Genomic DNA, 16207 nt, shown 5'->3' on the forward strand with positions numbered 1-16207 from the left:
GAAACCTTTCAGCCTTTGACGCCGGACGACAGGTTGGTCGAGATGAACCGGCGCTGGAAGATGATGAACAGGGTCACCGCGGGTGCGGCGAGGACGCAGGCGCCCGCGAGCACAGCGCCGAACGGGTTCGCGGCACGTGCGGACACAGTGGTCAGGTAGTTGGACAGCGAGACCGCGAGCGGTTGCAGGTCCTGCTGCTTGGTGATGAGGAAAGGCCACAGGAATTCGTTCCACGGCCCGATGAACGTGAGCAGCACACCGGTCAGCAGGGCCGGCCGCACCAGCGGTACGGCGACCCGCCAGAGGATGCTCAGCTCCGACGCCCCGTCGATCCGCGCCGCGTCGAACAGCTCGGCCGGCAACTGCAGGAAATACTGCCGGAAAACGAAGACCGCGGTGGAGTTGATCAGGAACGGCAGGATCATCCCGAGATAGGAATCCGCCAGCCCGTAACTGCGCACGATCAGCACGTACAGCGGGATCGTCAGCAACTGGAACGGCACGACCTGGATCAGCAGCATCAGGTTGAACACCAGGCCGCGCCCGCGGAACTGCAGCCGGGCCAGCGCGTACCCGGCGAGTACCCCGAACACGAGCGTCCCGAGGATCACGCCGCCGGTGAAGATCCCGGAGTTGAGCAACGACCGGCCGAGATGGATCGCCTGGTTGATCTCGGCGTAGTTGTGCCCCGTCAAATTGCCGGGCGACGGAAATGCTCCGGAAACCGACGGATCCGGCTCGGCCTGCAGGGAGCCGATCAGCATGTAGTAGAAGGGAAACAGGAACACGAAGGCCCCGATCAGCAACCCGACGAACTTGAGCTTCACGACTCCTCCTTCCCCACGAAACGCCGTTCGATCAACGCGAGCAAGAGCACTCCGATGACGAGCAGCACACCGATCGCCGAGCCCACGTCAGGGTTACCCTGCTCGATCCCGCGCTGGTACATGATCAGAACCGGCGAGGCGGAAGCGCCGTCCGGTCCGCCGCCTCCGGTCAGCAGGTAGGGCTCGGTGAACAGGTTCGCGCCGGTCACGGTGGCGAGCAGCACGACGAGCGTCGTCGCCGGCCGGACACCCGGAACGGTCACGTTCAGAAACGATTTCCACCGTCCGGCACCGTCCATCGACGCGGCCTCGTACAGGTCCTTGGACACGTTCTGCAGCGCGGCCAGGTAGAGCAGGATGAAGAAGCCGAGTTGTTTCCACGTGACGTAGATGGCGACCGTCGGCATCGCCAACGACGAGTTCACCAACCAGGACGGATCAGGCGCGAGCGGACCGAGGACGGAGTTGACCAGGCCGTTGGAGTTGAACAGGAACAGCCACACGCCGACGACCGCGACGGACGCCGTGACGTACGGGACGTAGTACGAGACCCGGAAGAACGTCCGCCACCGGATCGCCGCATTCAGCGCGTTCGCGAGCAGCAGCGACAGCACGACCGTCAGCGGAACGTTGATCACCAGAAACACCAGAACGTTTCCGAACGCCCGCCGGACCGCCGGATCCGACAGCACCGTCACGTAGTTGTCGAACCCGACGAACGGCCGGTCCACGATCGCCCCGGGCGCCGCGAAGAAGTAGTCGTGGAACGACATGTAGACCGCGAACCCGAGCGGATACGCGAACACAGCCGCCAGGAAAACGACGTACGGAGTAACGAACGCGGTCCCGACCGGATGCTCACCGAGGATCCGGCCGAGCGGACCACGCGACCTCATGACTGCTTGACGAGTTGGTCGACCTTCTGGGCGGCGCCGTCGAGGGCTGAGCCGGTGTCTTCCTGGCCGAAGATCACGGACTTGGAGTAGGCGTCGCGGAAGGTCTGCCAGATCGTGATCGAGTTCGGCACGTTCGGGACCTCGACGGTCCGGGACGCCTGGTCCGCGAACGTCTTGTACGCGGGGTTCTTCGCGAAGTAGTCGGCGTACGTCGACGCGACGTCCTTGCGCAGCGGCATCTGCCCGGTCGCGGCCAGGAACTTTCCGTCCTGGTCCTTGCTGGTCGCGAACTTCAGCACGTCCGACGCCGTTCCGCGGTTCTTGCAGGCGGAGTACATGGCAACGTTCTTGGCATCGGAAAACGTGTGAATTTCGTCCGCCGGCTTACCCGACGACGTCGGCACGGGGACGACACCCCAGTCGACCTTGCCCTTGTACGTCGCGATCGCCCACGGACCCACCACAGCCATCGCCGCCGTACCGTCCACGAACGCGTCCCCGGTGTACTTCTCCTGCGACGCCAGCTTCTCCTTGTACATCGTCCGCCAGAAGTCAGCGACCTTCTTGCCCTCGTCGGACGCGAACGTCGCCTTGCCGTCGGCCACCAGCTGCTTGCCGCCGCTCTCGGCCGCGTACAACGGGTAGAAGTCGAACCAGGACTGATAGAACTCGTTGCTCGGCGCCGGGTAGATCGCGAACTTCGCGGCCTTCGACGCGACCACCTTGCGCGACGCGGCGAGGAACTCGTCGTACGTCTTCAGCGAAGGATCGGTGATACCGGCCTTCGCGAAGATCTTCTTGTTGTAGAAGATCATCACCGGGTTCGACTTCCACGGCAGCTGGTAGTACTTGCCGTCCGCGGACTTGTACTGCTGCGCGACGTCCCCGGACCGCTCCTCGATGTAGGACGCGTCCAGCGGCACCAGACCGCCCTGCTTCTGGAACTGCGAGACCGACGCCGGCGAGGTGTTGAAGATCAGGCACGGCGCGTTCCCCGCGGTGATCGCGGCGCCGATCACCTCCTCCGACGACTTCCCGGTCGGGATCTCCTGGGCGGTGACCTTCTGGTCGGCGTGCTCGGCGTTCCAGGCCGCGACCATCTGCTTGCCCCAGGCCACTTCCTCGGCGTTGTTCGAGTACCAGATCGTGATCGGTCCGCGGGCCTGGGCCGCGGTGTCGGCGTCACCAGCGCCGTCACCGCCGCTCCCGCACGCGGCGAGTGAACCGGCCAGAACCACGGCCAGCAATCCAGCTTGCACCTTCATCGTGTTCCTCCTAAGCGGGCAGTGGAGCGGCGGACGACGAGTTCCGCGGGCGGCAGCTCGACGTCGGGTACGTCGGTCTCGCCGTCGACGACCCGGTTGAGGGTCTGGGCCGCCGTCTCGCCGAAGCGGAACGGGTCGGCGCGGACCGTGGTCAGGCCGGGATGCACGTACTCGGCGAGCTCGCTGTCGTCGAAGCCGGCGATGCTCAGGTCGTCCGGCACGGTCAGGCCCGCGGCCTGGGCGGCACCGAGGCCCGCGATCGCCATCCGGTCGTTCGCGTAGACGATGGCGGTCGGCGGCTCCGGCAGCGCGAGCAGCCGCCGGGTGGCCTCGATCCCGCCGGCCGCCGTGAAGTCACCGGTCTCGACCGCGAGCGGCTCCAGACCAGCAGCAGCCAGTGTCTCGACGAAGGCGGTGGAGCGCGCCGTCGCGTGCACGAACGCGGGCGGGCCGGCGACGTGCGCGATCCGGGTGTGGCCGAGCTCGAGCAGGTGCTCGACGACCGCCCCCGTACCAGGTCGGTCGTCGAGGGTGACCGCCGGGAACGGCGAGTCCCCGTCCGGCCGGTTCAGGGTGACCGCCGGCAGACCGAGCTCGACCAGCAGGTCGATCCGCGGGTCGTCGTGCCGGAGGTCGGACAGGAACACCCCGTCGACCCGCGCGTCCTGCGCGAGCCGCTGGTACCCGTCGGCCTCCGAGCCGTCCGCGACCACCTGCAGCACCAGGGCCTGACCGCGCGTCGACAGCACGCTCTCGACGCCGGCGATGAACGCCGGGAAGAACGGGTCCGACGACAGCACGGCCGGATCCCGGGTGATCACCAGGCCGAGCGCGAACGCCTTCGAGACCGACAGCGATCGCGCGCGGTTGCTCGGCCGCCAGCCGAGCTCGTCGGCGGCCGCGAGGATCTTGTCCACGGTCGGCTGCGCCAGCCCGGGGCGCCCGTTGAGCGCGAACGACACCGAGCCCTTGGACACGCCGGCCCGGCGCGCCACATCCGCGATCGTCGGCCGTTTCGTCACTCGATCCTCCGTTTTAACCGGTTTAAAGAGCATCTAAACCGGTTTAAAGCCGAGCTGTCAAGATCTCGCGTGCTGCGCAGTACCGCAATCTCCGGGCAGTTCCGCGCACTCGTTTGCAGCCGATCGCTTGACGGGCGCGCCCGGCGAGCGATTCACTGGTCCGCAGTGACGCACCCAGCCGGTACCAGGCCGACGGCCTGAAGTCCGGTTTCCCGGCGCCAGGGTGGTGAGAAACCCGAGGCGGGGTCGCGTCCCCGGGACCGATGGAGCAATCGTGTCCAGACTCACCCGCCGCCTGCTGGTAGCAGCCGCGGCCACCGCCCTCGCAGTCACCGCGTCCACTCTCACCCGAACCCCCGCCGATGCGGCCGTCACGCTCCCGCCGGCGCACGCGAAGTTCGACTACCAGATCGGCGGCGCGTACACCCCGCCCGCCGGCGTCCAGGTCGTCACCCGCGACCGGACCGCCGCACCGGCGACCGGGCTCTACAACATCTGCTACGTCAACGCCTTTCAGGTCCAGCCCGGTGAACAGGGCCAGTGGGCCTCCGACCTGCTGCTCCGCGATGCCAAGGGCAACCTGGTGATCGACGAGGACTGGGGCGAACCGCTCCTCGACCTCCGAACGGCGGACCAGCGGACCCGGATCGCGGCCAAGGTCAACGGCTGGATCGACGGCTGCGCCGCCAAGGGCTACCAGGCGATCGAGCCCGACAACTACGACAGCTACACCCGCTCGAAGAACCTTCTCACCGCCGGCCAGGCGAAGGCGTACCTGACCTTGCTGGCCACCCACGCACACGGCAAGAGCCTCGCCATCGGCCAGAAGAACACGGTCGAACTGGCCGGCGCCCGATCCACGGTCGGCCTCGACTTCGCGGTCGCCGAGGAATGCGGCCAGTACGACGAGTGCGGCGACTACGTGGATGCCTTCGGCAACAACGTGATCGTCGTCGAGTACACCGACAACGGTCGGCGGAAAGCGTGTTCGCAGTACGGCGGCACGCTGTCGATCGTGCAGCGCGATGTGGACGTCTCCGTCCCGGGCGACTCCGGGTACGTCCGCAAGACCTGCTGAAACTCCCTTTCCTCCACCCCTTTCTGGAGACCGTCATGTCTCAGCATGCTCGAAACCTGTCCCGTCGTGACGTCCTTCGCGCGGCCGCGGCCGTCGCGGCCGTCGGCACCTTGGGCGCCTGCGGGAAGCAGGAGGATCTAAGCGCCGACGGCGTCGTGACCCTCGACCTCTGGCACGGCCAGGTGGATCTCGGCAAGGCCGCGATCGACTCCCTGATCACCGCGTTCAACCAGTCGCACCCGAAGATCAAGGTGGTGGGCGGCGGTGGCGGCGTGACCGCGGACAGCATGCTGCAGAAGGTCACCGCGGGCCTGGCGGCGGGGTCCTACCCGGATATCGCGTACATCTTCGGGTCGGACCTCGCCAGCCTGACCAAGTCTCCGAAGGTCGCCGATCTGACCGGCAAACTGAAGATCGACGACTACTGGCCGGCCGCGAAGGACGCGGTCAGCGTGAAGGACAAGGTGCGCGCGGCTCCGGCGCTGCTCGACTCGCTCTGCGTCGTCTACAACAAGAAGCTGTTCGCGGCCGCCGGTGTGGCCCCGCCGAAGGCCGGTTGGACCTGGGACGATTTCGTTGCCGCTTCCAAGCAACTCACCAACCCGGCCAAGGGGATCTTCGGCACCGGGTGGCCGGGCGTCGGCGACGAGGACACGGTCTGGCGGATCTGGCCGATGATCTGGGACCTCGGCGGCGATGTGGTCAGCGGCGACGGCAAGAAGGTCGGCTTCGACTCGGTCGGCCAGAAGCCCCTCGAGACGCTGGACCGGCTGCGCACCGACAAGTCGCTGTACGTCGACCCGAAGCCGGGCAGCGAGCAGCTGTACCAGGTGTTCCTCGGCGGCCGGATGGGAATGGTTGCCACCGGCCCCTGGCAGCTCCCCGAACTGAAGGACAACGGCCTCGAGTACGGCGTCGCGCCGCTGCCGTCGTACTCCGGGAAGCCGATCACGATCTCGGGGCCGGACACCTGGACGGTCTTCGACAACGGCAAGGCCAAGGTGCAGGCGGCCACCGAGTTCGTCAGCTGGCTGGCCGAACCGACGCAGGACCTGCAGTGGGACGTCAAGGGCGGCAGCCTGCCGATCACCAAGGCCACCGCGGAAATGCCTGAATGGAAGAAGCATTCCGCCGCGACGAACGGGCTCGACGTGTTCGTGGCCGCCCTCGACACCGCGAAGGTACGGCCGACGATCTCGACGTACCCGCAGATCTCGGAGCACATGGGCCAGGCGATCGCCGCCGTACTGCTCGGGAAGCAGAGCCCCGCGGATGCGTTGAAGCAGGCCGTCGACCAGTGCAACCAGGTGCTGGCGGTGCCGAACTGATGGCCAGTGTGGTCGGGACGTTCACCGTCGATCCACGATCCCGGGCGCCGAAGGGGCGGGCGCGCGGTGAAGGTGCGACCGGGTGGGCGTTCGTCAGCCCGTCGGTGCTGATCATTCTCGGACTGAGCGTCGTACCGGTGCTGTGGTCGTTGCTGTTGTCGTTCCAGGTCAACGACCTGGTGTCGCCGAGCGAGTGGGTCGGGCTGGCGAACTACAAGGCGCTGGTGAAGGACCCGGCGTTCGGGTCCGCGGTCTCGCACACGCTGATCTACACCGCGCTGTACGTGCCGTTGAGCGTGGTCGCCGGGTTGGGGATCGCGATCGCGCTGGATCGCAAGATCGCGTTCATCGGGCTGTACCGGACGTTGGTGTTCGTACCGTTCGTGGTGTCGGCGGCGGCGCAGGGCGTGCTGTTCTCGTTCGTGCTGGATCCGGAATTCGGTGTCGCGAACTCGTTGCTGCACAAGCTCGGGCTGCCGGCGCAGGGGTTCTTCAGCGATCCCGGTCAGGCGCTGTACCTGCTGGTCGCGATCTCCTTGTGGAGCGGCACCGGGTTCTGCGTGATCGTCTATCTCGCCGGCCTGCAAGGGGTTTCGAGCGAGCTGGTCGAGGCGGCGCGGATCGACGGCGCCGGCCGCTGGGGCGTACTGCGGCACGTGACGCTGCCCGCGCTGGCACCGGTGACGATCTTCCTGCTGCTGTTCCAGACCATCAACGCGTTGCAGGTGTTCGACCTGGTGTTCGTCACCACGAAAGGCGGGCCGCTCGGCTCGACTACGGTGATCGTGTACTTCATCTGGGAGAAGGCGTTCAAGACGTTCACGGCCGGCTACAGCGCGGCCGCGGCGTACACGCTGGCCGTCGCGTTGCTGGTGATCGGCGGCGCCCTGCAGATCTACCGGAGGCGGGTGGCCGCCCGATGAAGCGAATCAGCGGTTGGCACCTCGTCCTCGCCCCGCTGGCGGTGCTGTTCGCGTTGCCGCTGGTCTGGCTGCTGGTCAGCTCGGTGATGAGCAACGCGGAAATCAACCGTTTTCCGCCGGCGTTGTGGCCGCACGCGATCAAGCTCGACGGCTACCGGTACGTGCTCGGGAACGCGTTGTTTCCGCGCTGGTTCCTGAATTCCTTCATCGTTTCCGCGGTGGCGGTGACGGCGAACCTGGTGCTCGGGTCGCTCGGCGGGTACGCGTTCGCGCGGATCCGGTTCGCCGGGTCGAAGCTGGTCCTCGGACTGATGCTGGCGACGATGGTGATCCCGTTCCAGCTGACGATGATCCCGACCTTCCTGGTGATGAAGCAGCTCGGCCTGATCGACACGCTTGGCGCGCTGATCGTGCCGTCGCTGGTGACACCGCTGTCCGTGTTCCTGTTCCGGCAGTTCTTCGTCTCGCTGCCCCGCGAACTCGAGGAAGCGGCCTGGATCGACGGCTGCGGGCGGCTCCGGATCCTGGTGTCGATCGTGCTGCCGCTCGCGCGGCCGGCGTTGAGCACCGTCGCCGTACTGACGTTCCTCGCGACCTGGAACGACCTGACCTGGCCGCTGATCGCGATCAACAGCGACTCCACCTACACCCTCCAGCTGGGACTCACCACGTTCCAGGGACAGCACCACACCCAGTGGTCGGCCGTGATGGCCGGCAACGTCATCACCGTGCTGCCCGTCCTGCTGGGGTTCCTCCTGGCCCAGAAGGCGTTCATCCGCTCGCTGGCCTCCACCGGACTCAAAGGCTGACCAGAATGTTCGATCTTCTCGTGATCGGTGACGCGAACCCCGACGTGGTCGTCGGGCCCGTCGACCAGCCGATCCTCTTCGGCCAACGGGAACGCCTCGTTCCCGGTGGCTCGCTCGTGCTCGGCGGCTCGGCGTCGATCATGGCGTGCGGCGCGGCCCGGCTCGGGCTGACCGTCGCCTTCGCGGGCCGGGTCGGCGACGACCCGGCGGGCGACTTCGTCCGTACGTCGCTCGCGGACCGGGGGGTCAACGTCGACGCGCTGGTGACCGACCCAGACCTGCCGACACCGCTGACCACGATCCTCACCTCAGGGGACGACCGCGCGATCCTGACCTCCCCCGGATGTCTACCCAGCACCACAGCGGACGACGTACCGCCCAGCCTCATCAGGTCGGTGCGACATGTGCACGCTGCCTCGTTCTACTTGATGCCAGAGCTCGCCGCGGGACTCGCGGGGATCTTCAAGGAGGCCAAGGCCGCGAAGGCGACCACGTCGCTGGACCCGAACGACGATCCGGCCGGGAAATGGGACCGGACGGTTCTCGACCCGGTGCTGCGGGTCACGGACTACTTCCTGCCCAACGCGGCCGAGGCACTGGCGCTGACCGGCCATCACCAGGTCGAGGACGCCGCCGGCATCCTCGCCCGCCGCGGCCCCCTCGTCGTGGTCAAGAACGGTCCGGACGGAGCCCTGGCCCACAACGGCTCCAGAGTCATCACGGCACCGGCGTTGAAGGTGGACACGGTCGACGCCGTCGGCGCCGGCGACAGCTTCGACGCCGGCTGGGTGGCCGCCGTACTGAACGGCTTCCGCCCGGACCGCGCCCTCGCGATCGCCGCGGCGTGCGGCTCGCTCTCGACCCGCGCAGCAGGCGGCACCGCAGCACAACCCGACTGGGACCTAGCAGTGGAAAGCGTGACGTCATGACCAGGATTGCGTTCATCGGCGCGGGCAGCGTGGTGTTCACGCAGGGTCTGCTCGCGGACCTGTTCGCGCTCGAGCTCGGGCCGTTGCAGATCGCTCTGCACGACATCGACCCCGAGCGGCTCGAGACCGCTGCGGCCGCGGCGGCGTACATCGCTCGGGAGCGTGGCGTCGTACCGCAGATCAGCACGCATCTCGAGCGGCGCGCGGCGCTGGACGGCGCCGACTTCGTCATCAACATCGTGCAGGTCGGGATGAACGCGGCCACCCACGCCGACTTCGAGATCCCCGCCCGGTACGGGATCCGGCAGACGATCGGCGACACCCTCGGCGTCGGCGGCGTCTTCCGCGCGCTGCGGACGTTTCCCGTCCTGCGGGGGCTCGCGCAGGACATCGCCGACATGTGCCCGGACGCGTGGCTGCTCAACTACACCAACCCGATGGTGATGAACGTCTGGTACCTCAAGGCGCTCGGGGTGCGGAACGTCGTCGGGCTCTGCCACTCGGTGTACTGGACGATGCAGGGGCTGTCCGAGCTCGTCGGCGTACCGTACGACGACGTCACGTACCTGGCCGCCGGGGTGAACCACCAGTCGTGGGTACTGCGGTTCGAACGCGGCTCCGAGAACCTGTACGACCGGTTGGACGAGGCGATCGCGGCGGATCCGGAGTTGCTGCGCCGGGTCCGGGTCGACATGTACCGGCGGCTCGGGTTCTACCCGACCGAGACGAGCGAGCATTCCGCGGAGTACGTGCCGTGGTACCTCGGCCACGCCCGCGAGGTCGAGCGGCTCCGGCTGCCGATCGGGGCGTACCTCGACATCGTCGCGGAGAATCTCGCGTCGTACGAGCACACCCGCAACGCCCTCAAGACCGGCGATCCCGTCGAGGTCGAGCCCACGATGGAGTACGCGCCGCAGATCATCCACAGTATCGTCACCGGCACTCCCCGGACGGTCTACGGAAACGTCCCGAACACCGGCCTGATCCCCAACCTGCAGCCCGGTGCGGTCGTCGAGGTTCCTTGTCTGGTGGACGCGTCCGGTGTCCGGCCGACCGCGGTCGGCGCCCTCCCGGCACAGTGCGCGGCTCTCAACCGCGCCTACCTCAGCGTCGCCGAACTCGCCGTACAGGCAGCGATCGAGGAGGATCCGCGGGCGATCCGGCAAGCCGTCATGGTCGACCCGGCGACCGCGGCCGCGCTACCCGTCGAGCAGATCTGGGAGCTGTGCAACGACCTGGTGCTTGCTCACCGCAACTACTTGGACCCGTCGTTGAGAGCGGCGCTCAGGTAGTCGCGGTACGTCGCGAAACCGGCGAGGACCTCGGCCGCGGTCGGCTGCCCGGTCAGTGCGCCGACGCCCTGGCCCGCGTAGATCGACGCGCGGGCCGGGTCGGCGGCCCCTTCGACCCACAGGTCGTGGGCCGAGTCCTTGGTCTTCAGCTCCTCCTCGTGTCCTTCCCACGTGTCGAAGAAGGCGTTGCGGAGTGCGCGGCCGCCGAACTCGTCCGGCCAGCCGGCGCGCGAGGCGGCGTCGAACACGGTGCCGTAGACGGTCTCGGTCTCGTCCGCCTCGATGATGCGCTGCCGCGCGGATTCCTTCGTCTGCGCCTCGACGCAGGTCAGGAACGCCGTACCGATCCACCCTCCGACCGCGCCGGCGGCCATCACAGCAGCCAGGCCGCGGGCCCCGGAGATCCCGCCGCCCGCGAGCACGGGCAGGTCGGTCACGTCGAGGATCGCCTGCAGCAACGGCAACGTCGCCACCGCGTTGCGCCCGTGCCCGCCCGCTTCGGCGCCCCGGGCAACGATCACGTCCACGCCCGCGTCCACCGCCTCCCGCGCATCTGCGACCGTCCCGGCCTGGGTCGCGACGACAATCCCGGCCTCCTGCAGCGTTCCGACGTACGGCGTGTAATCCCCGAAGCTCAACGACACGAGCGCGGGCCGCAACTCCAGCACCGCTTCCAGATGCTCAGGATGATCCTTCACCGACCACGCCATCAACCCGATCCCGTACGGCGTCCCGCCCGCCGCCGCGATCGCTCCCTCGGTGCGAATCCAGTCAGCGGTAACGGCCGAGCCGGCCCCCAGCATCCCCAATCCACCGGCCGCGGAGATCGCCGCAGTCAGCCGCCCGCCGCTCACGTTCGCCATCGGCGCCCCAACCACCGGAACCGTCACCCCGAACCGCTCACTCAGCCACATACACCCCAGAGCACCACACACCAGCCCCCCCCCCCACCGCCATGGCCGCCACCACACCGCGCCCCACCCCACCCTCGCCACGGCCGGCATCACCCACCGTCGGTCAGCACGGTTCTCGGGGGTGTGCCCGGGTGCCGGTGGGGGTGAACAGGCTATTTCGGCTCTACTGTCCGACGTGTGGGACGGCGATCACCCGATCCGGGACCGTGCAACAGGAAATGGTGAGTGGGCACCTGCTATTACCTGTCCCCAGTCCCCATTGCCTGTCCCCAGTCCCCATTGCGCGTTCCCGGTGCGTGTCCTCGGAGCACACTCAACCGCCCCGGGGCACCCACACCTCAGCCACGAGAGCCGCTATTTCCCCCGCCCACATCCCACTTCCTGTTCACGCCCACGCGAAACGGCCGGCTCCCCGAGTGGGGAACCGGCCGTTGGGCGTTGCTCAGAACTTGTAGACGTCCGACTGCGGGTCGCCGTGGCAGCGCTTGTACTTCTTGCCGGAGCCACAGGGGCAGGCGGCGTTGCGCGGCGTACCGGCATACTGCAGGGTGCCTTCCTCGACGGCGTCCTGGTGCATCGCGACCTCGTCGTCTCCGTCGATCGTCGGCGCTGAGTAGGTCAGTCGCTGCGGACGCGGCTCGTTGGTGAGGCCCTTGGCCCGCAGGCGCGGGGTGTCCCGCGGCCGCGGCGTGTCCTGGGGCCGCTCCTCGTCACCGTCGACGAGCTCCGCGGCGGCCGGGCCTGAGGCGAGGATGTCCTGGATCCGGCGGCCCTGGAGGTTGTCCTCGTCCGCGAGCGCCGCCTCGTCGGCGAGCTCCTTCTCGGCGCGCATCGCCTCGACGTTCACCTCGACGTTGAAGATGAAGCCGACCGACTCCTCCTTGATGGACTCCATCATCGCGGCGAACATGTCGTAGCCCTCGCGCTGGTACTCGACCAGCGGGTCGCGCTGCGCCATCGCCCGCAGGCCGATGCCCTCGCGCAGGTAGTCCATCTCGTACAGGTGCTCGCGCCACTTGCGGTCCAGCACGCTCAGCACGACCTGGCGCTCCAGCTCGCGCATCGCCTCCTCGCCGAGCGACTCCTCACGGCGCTCGTACGCCGCGGTCGCGTCCTCGAGGAACCGCTCGACCAGGAAGTCCTGGGTCAGGCCCGCCTTCTCGCCGCCGGCCTCCTCGATCAGCTGCTCCTCGGTGAGCTCGGTCTGGTACAGCGTCTTCATCGCGGTGAAGAGCGCATCCAGGTCCCAGTCCTCGGCGAACCCGTCGGCGGTCGCGCCCTGCACGTAGCCGGTGACGGTCTCCTCCAGCATGTCGGTCACCTGGTCGCGCAGGTCGGCGCCCTCGAGCACGCGGCGGCGCTCGTCGTACACGACGTGCCGCTGCCGGTTCATCACGTCGTCGTACTTGAGGATGTTCTTCCGGGTCTCGAAGTTCTGCGCCTCGACCTGACCCTGCGCCGACGCGATCGCCTTCGTGACGACCTTGTTCTCCAGCGGCTGGCTGTCGTCGTTGTTCCGCGACATCGCCCAGTCGACCATCTCGCGCTTGAACAGCCGCATCAGGTCGTCCTCCAGCGACAGGTAGAACCGGGACTTGCCCGGGTCGCCCTGACGGCCGGCGCGACCGCGCAGCTGGTTGTCGATCCGCCGCGACTCGTGCCGCTCGGTGCCGAGGACGTAGAGGCCGCCGAGCTCGCGGACCTCCTCCTGCTCCTCCTTCACCTGCTTCTCGAACTGCTCGAGCATCGCCGGGTACTCGGCCTCGTACTGCTCGATGTCCTCGGCCGGGTCGATCCCGCGGGCTCGCAGCTCCTTGTCGGCGAGGAACTCCGGGTTCCCGCCGAGGATGATGTCGGTACCACGGCCGGCCATGTTGGTGGCCACCGTGACCGCGCCCTTGCGGCCGGCCTCGGCGACGATCGCCGCCTCGCGCGCGTGCTGCTTCGCGTTCAGCACCTCGTGCTTGATGTTCTCCTTGAGCAGCTGCCGGGACAGCCGCTCGGACTTCTCCACCGACGTGGTGCCGACCAGGATCGGCTGCCCGGTCGAGTGCGCGTCGACGATGTCCTTGACCACGGCGTCGAACTTGGCGTCCTCGGTGCGGAAGATCAGGTCCCGCTCCTCGACCCGGATCATCGGCTTGTTCGTCGGGATCGGGACCACACCGAGCTTGTAGACCTTGGAGAACTCGTTCGCCTCGGTCATCGCCGTACCGGTCATACCTGCCAGCTTGGTGTAGAGGCGGAAGTAGTTCTGCAACGTGATCGTCGCGAGGGTCTGGTACTCCTCCTTGATCTCGACGCCTTCCTTGGCCTCGATCGCCTGGTGCAGGCCCTCGTTGTAGCGGCGGCCGTGCAGCGTCCGGCCGGTGTGCTCGTCGACGATCAGGACCTCACCGTCGTCGACCACCACGTAGTCCTTGTCCCGGTGGAACAGGTCCTTGGCCTTCAGCGCGTTGTTCAGGTAGCTGATCAGCGGGGTGTTGGCCGACTCGTACAGGTTGTCGATGCCGAGCCGGTCCTCGACCTTCTCGATCCCGCGCTCGAGGATCGCGACGGTCCGCTTCTTCTCGTCGACGTCGTAGTCGGCGACCCGGCGCTTGGTCTCGTCGATCTCGAGGTCGGTGACGCGCGGGTTCTTCCGCTTCAGCTCCGCCTCGTCGGCCAGCGTCCAGGCCTTCAGCGTGTTCGCGATCCGGGCCATCTCGACGTACCAGCGCTGGCTGTCCTCGGCCGGGCCGGAGATGATCAGCGGGGTCCGGGCCTCGTCGACCAGGATCGAGTCCACCTCGTCCACGATCGCGTAGTTGTGCTCGCGCTGGACGCAGTCCTCGATGCTGCCCGCCATGTTGTCGCGCAGGTAGTCGAAGCCGAACTCGTTGTTGGTGCCGTACGTGATGTCCTTGGCGTAGGCGATCCGGCGCTCGGCCGGGGTCATCTCCGGCAGGATCACGCCGTAGTCGAGGCCGAGGAAGTGGTACACCCGGCCCATCCACTCGGCCTGGTACTTGGCCAGGTAGTCGTTCACCGTGACCACGTGCACGCCCTTGCCGGACAGCGCGTTCAGGTACGTCGGGAGGGTGCCGACCAGGGTCTTGCCCTCACCGGTCTTCATCTCCGCGATGTTGCCCAGGTGCAGCGCGGCCCCACCCATGATCTGGACGTCGTAGTGCCGCTGGTGCAGCGTCCGCTTGGCGGCCTCCCGGACCACCGCGAAGGCCTCCGGGAGCAGCGCGTCGAGGGATTCCCCGTTCTCGTGCCGCTCCTTGAACTCCGCGGTCTGCGCGCGCAGCTCTTCGTCGGACATGTTGACGAAGTCGTCCTCGATGGAGTTGACCATCTTCGCGATGCCGTGCAGCTGGCGCAGGATCTTGCCCTCGCCGATCCGCAGGACCTTGTCGACAACCTTCATGGTGGGGAGTTCACTCCTTGCTGCTGAAGCCTGGGTTGCGGCCGAACGCCGACAGGGCACGGCCGACCCACCGGGAAGGCGTGCGACCCCATCGTACGGGGCCGGGTGTGCCAAGCCACGCCCGCAGCGTGCCTCGAGCCCTACCTCACCCACGTCCGGGCGAGCCCGAAAGTTCCCAGCGCGGTCTCAGGAACCGCGCAGAGCGTCACTGAGCGCTGGCGACAGGTCACCGCCGCCGGCCACCCGGACCTGGTCCAGCCCGAGCCATCCGGCCAGCTGGACGAGCTCCGCGGCCAGCTCCTCGGCGGTCTCCACCGGCGCCTTCGGCTCCGCGTGCGCCGACTGGACGAGCAGCACCCCGCCGGGGCGGTCCGCCTTGAGGTCGACCCGGGCGACCAGCCGGTCCCCGAGCAGGAAGGGCAGCACGTAGTACCCGTAGACGCGTTTCTCGGCCGGGACGTAGATCTCGATCCGGTACCGGAAGTCGAAGAGGACTTCGGTCCGGGTGCGCTCGTACACCAGCGAGTCGAACGGGCTGACCAGGGCCCGCGCGTTCACCCGCCGCGGCTGCCGCGCATCGCGATGCAGGTACGCCGGGCGCTTCCAGCCGTCGATCCGGACCGGGACCAGCTCGCCCTCCTCGACCAGCTCGGAGATCGCCTGCTGCGTCGGTGCGGGTGCGGTCCGGAAGTAGTCCCGCAGGCACTGCGCGGTGGCCACCCCGTGCGCCCGGGCCGCGATCGACACCAGCCCGCGGTGCGCCTCGTCGAGCGTCGGGGTCGGCGTCTCCACGACCGCGCGGGGCAGCACCCGCTCGGGTACGTCGTACAGCCGCTCGAACTGCTGGTTGCGCCGGGCGACCGTGATCTCGCCCGCGAAGAACAGGAACTCGAGGGCGCGCTTCACGTCGGACCAGTTCCAGCCCCAGTTGTCCCGGGCCCGCTCGACGTCGTCGTCGATCTCGCGGGCGGTCAGTGGACCGTGGCTCCGGACGTCGGCGAGCACCTGCTTGATCAGGTCCGGCCGCTCCTTCGCGATCGACCGCGGGCCGCCCCACGCCTCGGTCGCCGCCCGGGCCATCCGCCAGCGCATCAGCGGGTGCGTCTCGACCGGGATCAGCGACGCCTCGTGCGCCCAGTACTCGACCAGCCGGCGCGGAGCCTTCCCGGCCGCGCGGTCCAGCAGGTCGCGCGGATAGGGACCGAGCCGGGAGTAGAGCGGCAGGTACTGCGTCCGGCTCAGCACGTTGACCGAGTCGATCTGGATCAACCCGATCCGCCCCAGCACCCGGCTGAGCGCCCGCATGTCCGGGACGCCCTTGGGCCGCGGGTCGGTGAACCCCTGCGCTGCGAGCGCCACCCGGCGCGCCTGAGCCGTCGAGAGCTGGAGCTGCGTCGTCATACCCGAAGTCTGCCGGGTGCCACCGACAGAACTGGGCGGGCATAACTCTGGTGTTACCCAAAGTGGGAGGTGCGCTACGGATGGTGTTCGGGGGAACCTGCGAGGAGGCCG

13 protein-coding genes are annotated in these 16207 nt (G+C 68.1%); 6 read left to right on the top strand and 7 right to left on the bottom strand.

Features of this window, described 5'->3' with window-relative positions; genetic code table 11:
* Positions 1-8 precede the first annotated feature (8 nt).
* Genes E0H50_RS12775 through E0H50_RS12790 form a run of 4 tightly spaced genes read right to left on the bottom strand, consistent with a single transcriptional unit; the run spans position 9 to position 4010 of the window.
* A complete protein-coding gene (locus E0H50_RS12775) occupies positions 9-827 on the bottom strand; it encodes a carbohydrate ABC transporter permease (RefSeq protein WP_131287422.1) in 819 nt (272 codons plus the stop codon).
* On the bottom strand, positions 824-1723 hold the full coding sequence (locus tag E0H50_RS12780; RefSeq protein WP_131287424.1) for a carbohydrate ABC transporter permease: 900 nt from the start codon (positions 1721-1723) through the stop codon (positions 824-826). Before E0H50_RS12780 ends, E0H50_RS12775 begins: the two co-directional genes overlap by 4 nt.
* Positions 1720-2988 carry an extracellular solute-binding protein gene (locus E0H50_RS12785; RefSeq protein WP_131287426.1) on the bottom strand — a complete coding sequence of 423 codons (1269 nt, stop codon included), beginning with the start codon at positions 2986-2988 and terminating at the stop codon, positions 1720-1722. The genes E0H50_RS12780 and E0H50_RS12785 overlap by 4 nt, the downstream gene beginning before the upstream one ends.
* Positions 2985-4010: a LacI family DNA-binding transcriptional regulator gene (locus E0H50_RS12790; RefSeq protein WP_131287428.1), complete on the bottom strand. Its 1026-nt coding sequence runs from the start codon at positions 4008-4010 to the stop codon at positions 2985-2987. Before E0H50_RS12790 ends, E0H50_RS12785 begins: the two co-directional genes overlap by 4 nt.
* Before the next feature lie 274 nt (positions 4011-4284).
* Between E0H50_RS12790 and E0H50_RS12795 the strand changes: the two genes are divergently transcribed.
* Genes E0H50_RS12795 through melA form a run of 6 tightly spaced genes read left to right on the top strand, consistent with a single transcriptional unit; the run spans position 4285 to position 10369 of the window.
* Entirely contained in the window at positions 4285-5088 is an 804-nt protein-coding gene (locus E0H50_RS12795; RefSeq protein WP_238150930.1) for an endo alpha-1,4 polygalactosaminidase, read from the top strand.
* 35 nt (positions 5089-5123) lie between these two features.
* The gene (locus tag E0H50_RS12800; RefSeq protein ID WP_131287430.1) at positions 5124-6416 is read left to right on the top strand and encodes an ABC transporter substrate-binding protein; all 1293 of its coding nucleotides are present in this window, start codon (positions 5124-5126) and stop codon (positions 6414-6416) included.
* On the top strand, positions 6416-7339 hold the full coding sequence (locus E0H50_RS12805) for a carbohydrate ABC transporter permease (protein WP_131287432.1): 924 nt from the start codon (positions 6416-6418) through the stop codon (positions 7337-7339). Before E0H50_RS12800 ends, E0H50_RS12805 begins: the two co-directional genes overlap by 1 nt.
* Complete coding sequence (locus tag E0H50_RS12810; RefSeq protein ID WP_131287434.1) at positions 7336-8148, top strand: carbohydrate ABC transporter permease; 813 nt, start codon at positions 7336-7338, stop codon at positions 8146-8148. Before E0H50_RS12805 ends, E0H50_RS12810 begins: the two co-directional genes overlap by 4 nt.
* A gap of 5 nt (positions 8149-8153) precedes the next feature.
* Positions 8154-9077, top strand: coding sequence for a carbohydrate kinase family protein (locus tag E0H50_RS12815; protein WP_131287436.1), 924 nt, complete (start codon positions 8154-8156; stop codon positions 9075-9077).
* On the top strand, positions 9074-10369 hold the full coding sequence (gene melA, locus E0H50_RS12820) for an alpha-glucosidase/alpha-galactosidase (protein ID WP_131287437.1): 1296 nt from the start codon (positions 9074-9076) through the stop codon (positions 10367-10369). The genes E0H50_RS12815 and melA overlap by 4 nt, the downstream gene beginning before the upstream one ends.
* On the opposite strand, the gene E0H50_RS12825 is transcribed toward melA, so the two are convergent.
* The 3 genes from E0H50_RS12825 to E0H50_RS12835 all read right to left on the bottom strand — a co-directional run bounded on the left by E0H50_RS12825 (position 10333) and on the right by E0H50_RS12835 (position 16096).
* On the bottom strand, positions 10333-11283 hold the full coding sequence (locus E0H50_RS12825) for an NAD(P)H-dependent flavin oxidoreductase (protein WP_131287439.1): 951 nt from the start codon (positions 11281-11283) through the stop codon (positions 10333-10335). The genes melA and E0H50_RS12825 overlap by 37 nt on opposite strands.
* Positions 11284-11725: 442 nt before the next feature.
* The gene (gene secA, locus E0H50_RS12830) at positions 11726-14695 is read right to left on the bottom strand and encodes a preprotein translocase subunit SecA (RefSeq protein ID WP_131287441.1); all 2970 of its coding nucleotides are present in this window, start codon (positions 14693-14695) and stop codon (positions 11726-11728) included.
* Positions 14696-14881: 186 nt separating this feature from the next.
* Positions 14882-16096 carry a winged helix-turn-helix domain-containing protein gene (locus tag E0H50_RS12835; RefSeq protein ID WP_131287443.1) on the bottom strand — a complete coding sequence of 405 codons (1215 nt, stop codon included), beginning with the start codon at positions 16094-16096 and terminating at the stop codon, positions 14882-14884.
* Between the last annotated feature and the right edge of the window lie 111 nt (positions 16097-16207).

Origin of the sequence: Kribbella sindirgiensis, from assembly GCF_004331435.1 — a bacterium.
GTDB classification, from domain to species: Bacteria; Actinomycetota; Actinomycetes; order Propionibacteriales; family Kribbellaceae; genus Kribbella; species Kribbella sindirgiensis.

Excerpts from the sequence above, each read along its gene's own strand:
- E0H50_RS12780 (WP_131287424.1), bottom strand. The coding sequence starts at position 1,723 with ATGAGGTCGCGTGGTCCGCTCGGCCGGATCCTCGGTGAGCATCCGGTC.
- E0H50_RS12785 (WP_131287426.1), bottom strand. The coding sequence starts at position 2,988 with ATGAAGGTGCAAGCTGGATTGCTGGCCGTGGTTCTGGCCGGTTCACTC.
- E0H50_RS12800 (WP_131287430.1), top strand. The coding sequence starts at position 5,124 with ATGTCTCAGCATGCTCGAAACCTGTCCCGTCGTGACGTCCTTCGCGCG.
- E0H50_RS12805 (WP_131287432.1), top strand. The coding sequence starts at position 6,416 with ATGGCCAGTGTGGTCGGGACGTTCACCGTCGATCCACGATCCCGGGCG.
- E0H50_RS12810 (WP_131287434.1), top strand. The coding sequence starts at position 7,336 with ATGAAGCGAATCAGCGGTTGGCACCTCGTCCTCGCCCCGCTGGCGGTG.
- E0H50_RS12815 (WP_131287436.1), top strand. The coding sequence starts at position 8,154 with ATGTTCGATCTTCTCGTGATCGGTGACGCGAACCCCGACGTGGTCGTC.
- melA (WP_131287437.1), top strand. The coding sequence starts at position 9,074 with ATGACCAGGATTGCGTTCATCGGCGCGGGCAGCGTGGTGTTCACGCAG.
- E0H50_RS12825 (WP_131287439.1), bottom strand. The coding sequence starts at position 11,283 with ATGTGGCTGAGTGAGCGGTTCGGGGTGACGGTTCCGGTGGTTGGGGCG.
- secA (WP_131287441.1), bottom strand. The coding sequence starts at position 14,695 with ATGAAGGTTGTCGACAAGGTCCTGCGGATCGGCGAGGGCAAGATCCTG.
- E0H50_RS12835 (WP_131287443.1), bottom strand. The coding sequence starts at position 16,096 with ATGACGACGCAGCTCCAGCTCTCGACGGCTCAGGCGCGCCGGGTGGCG.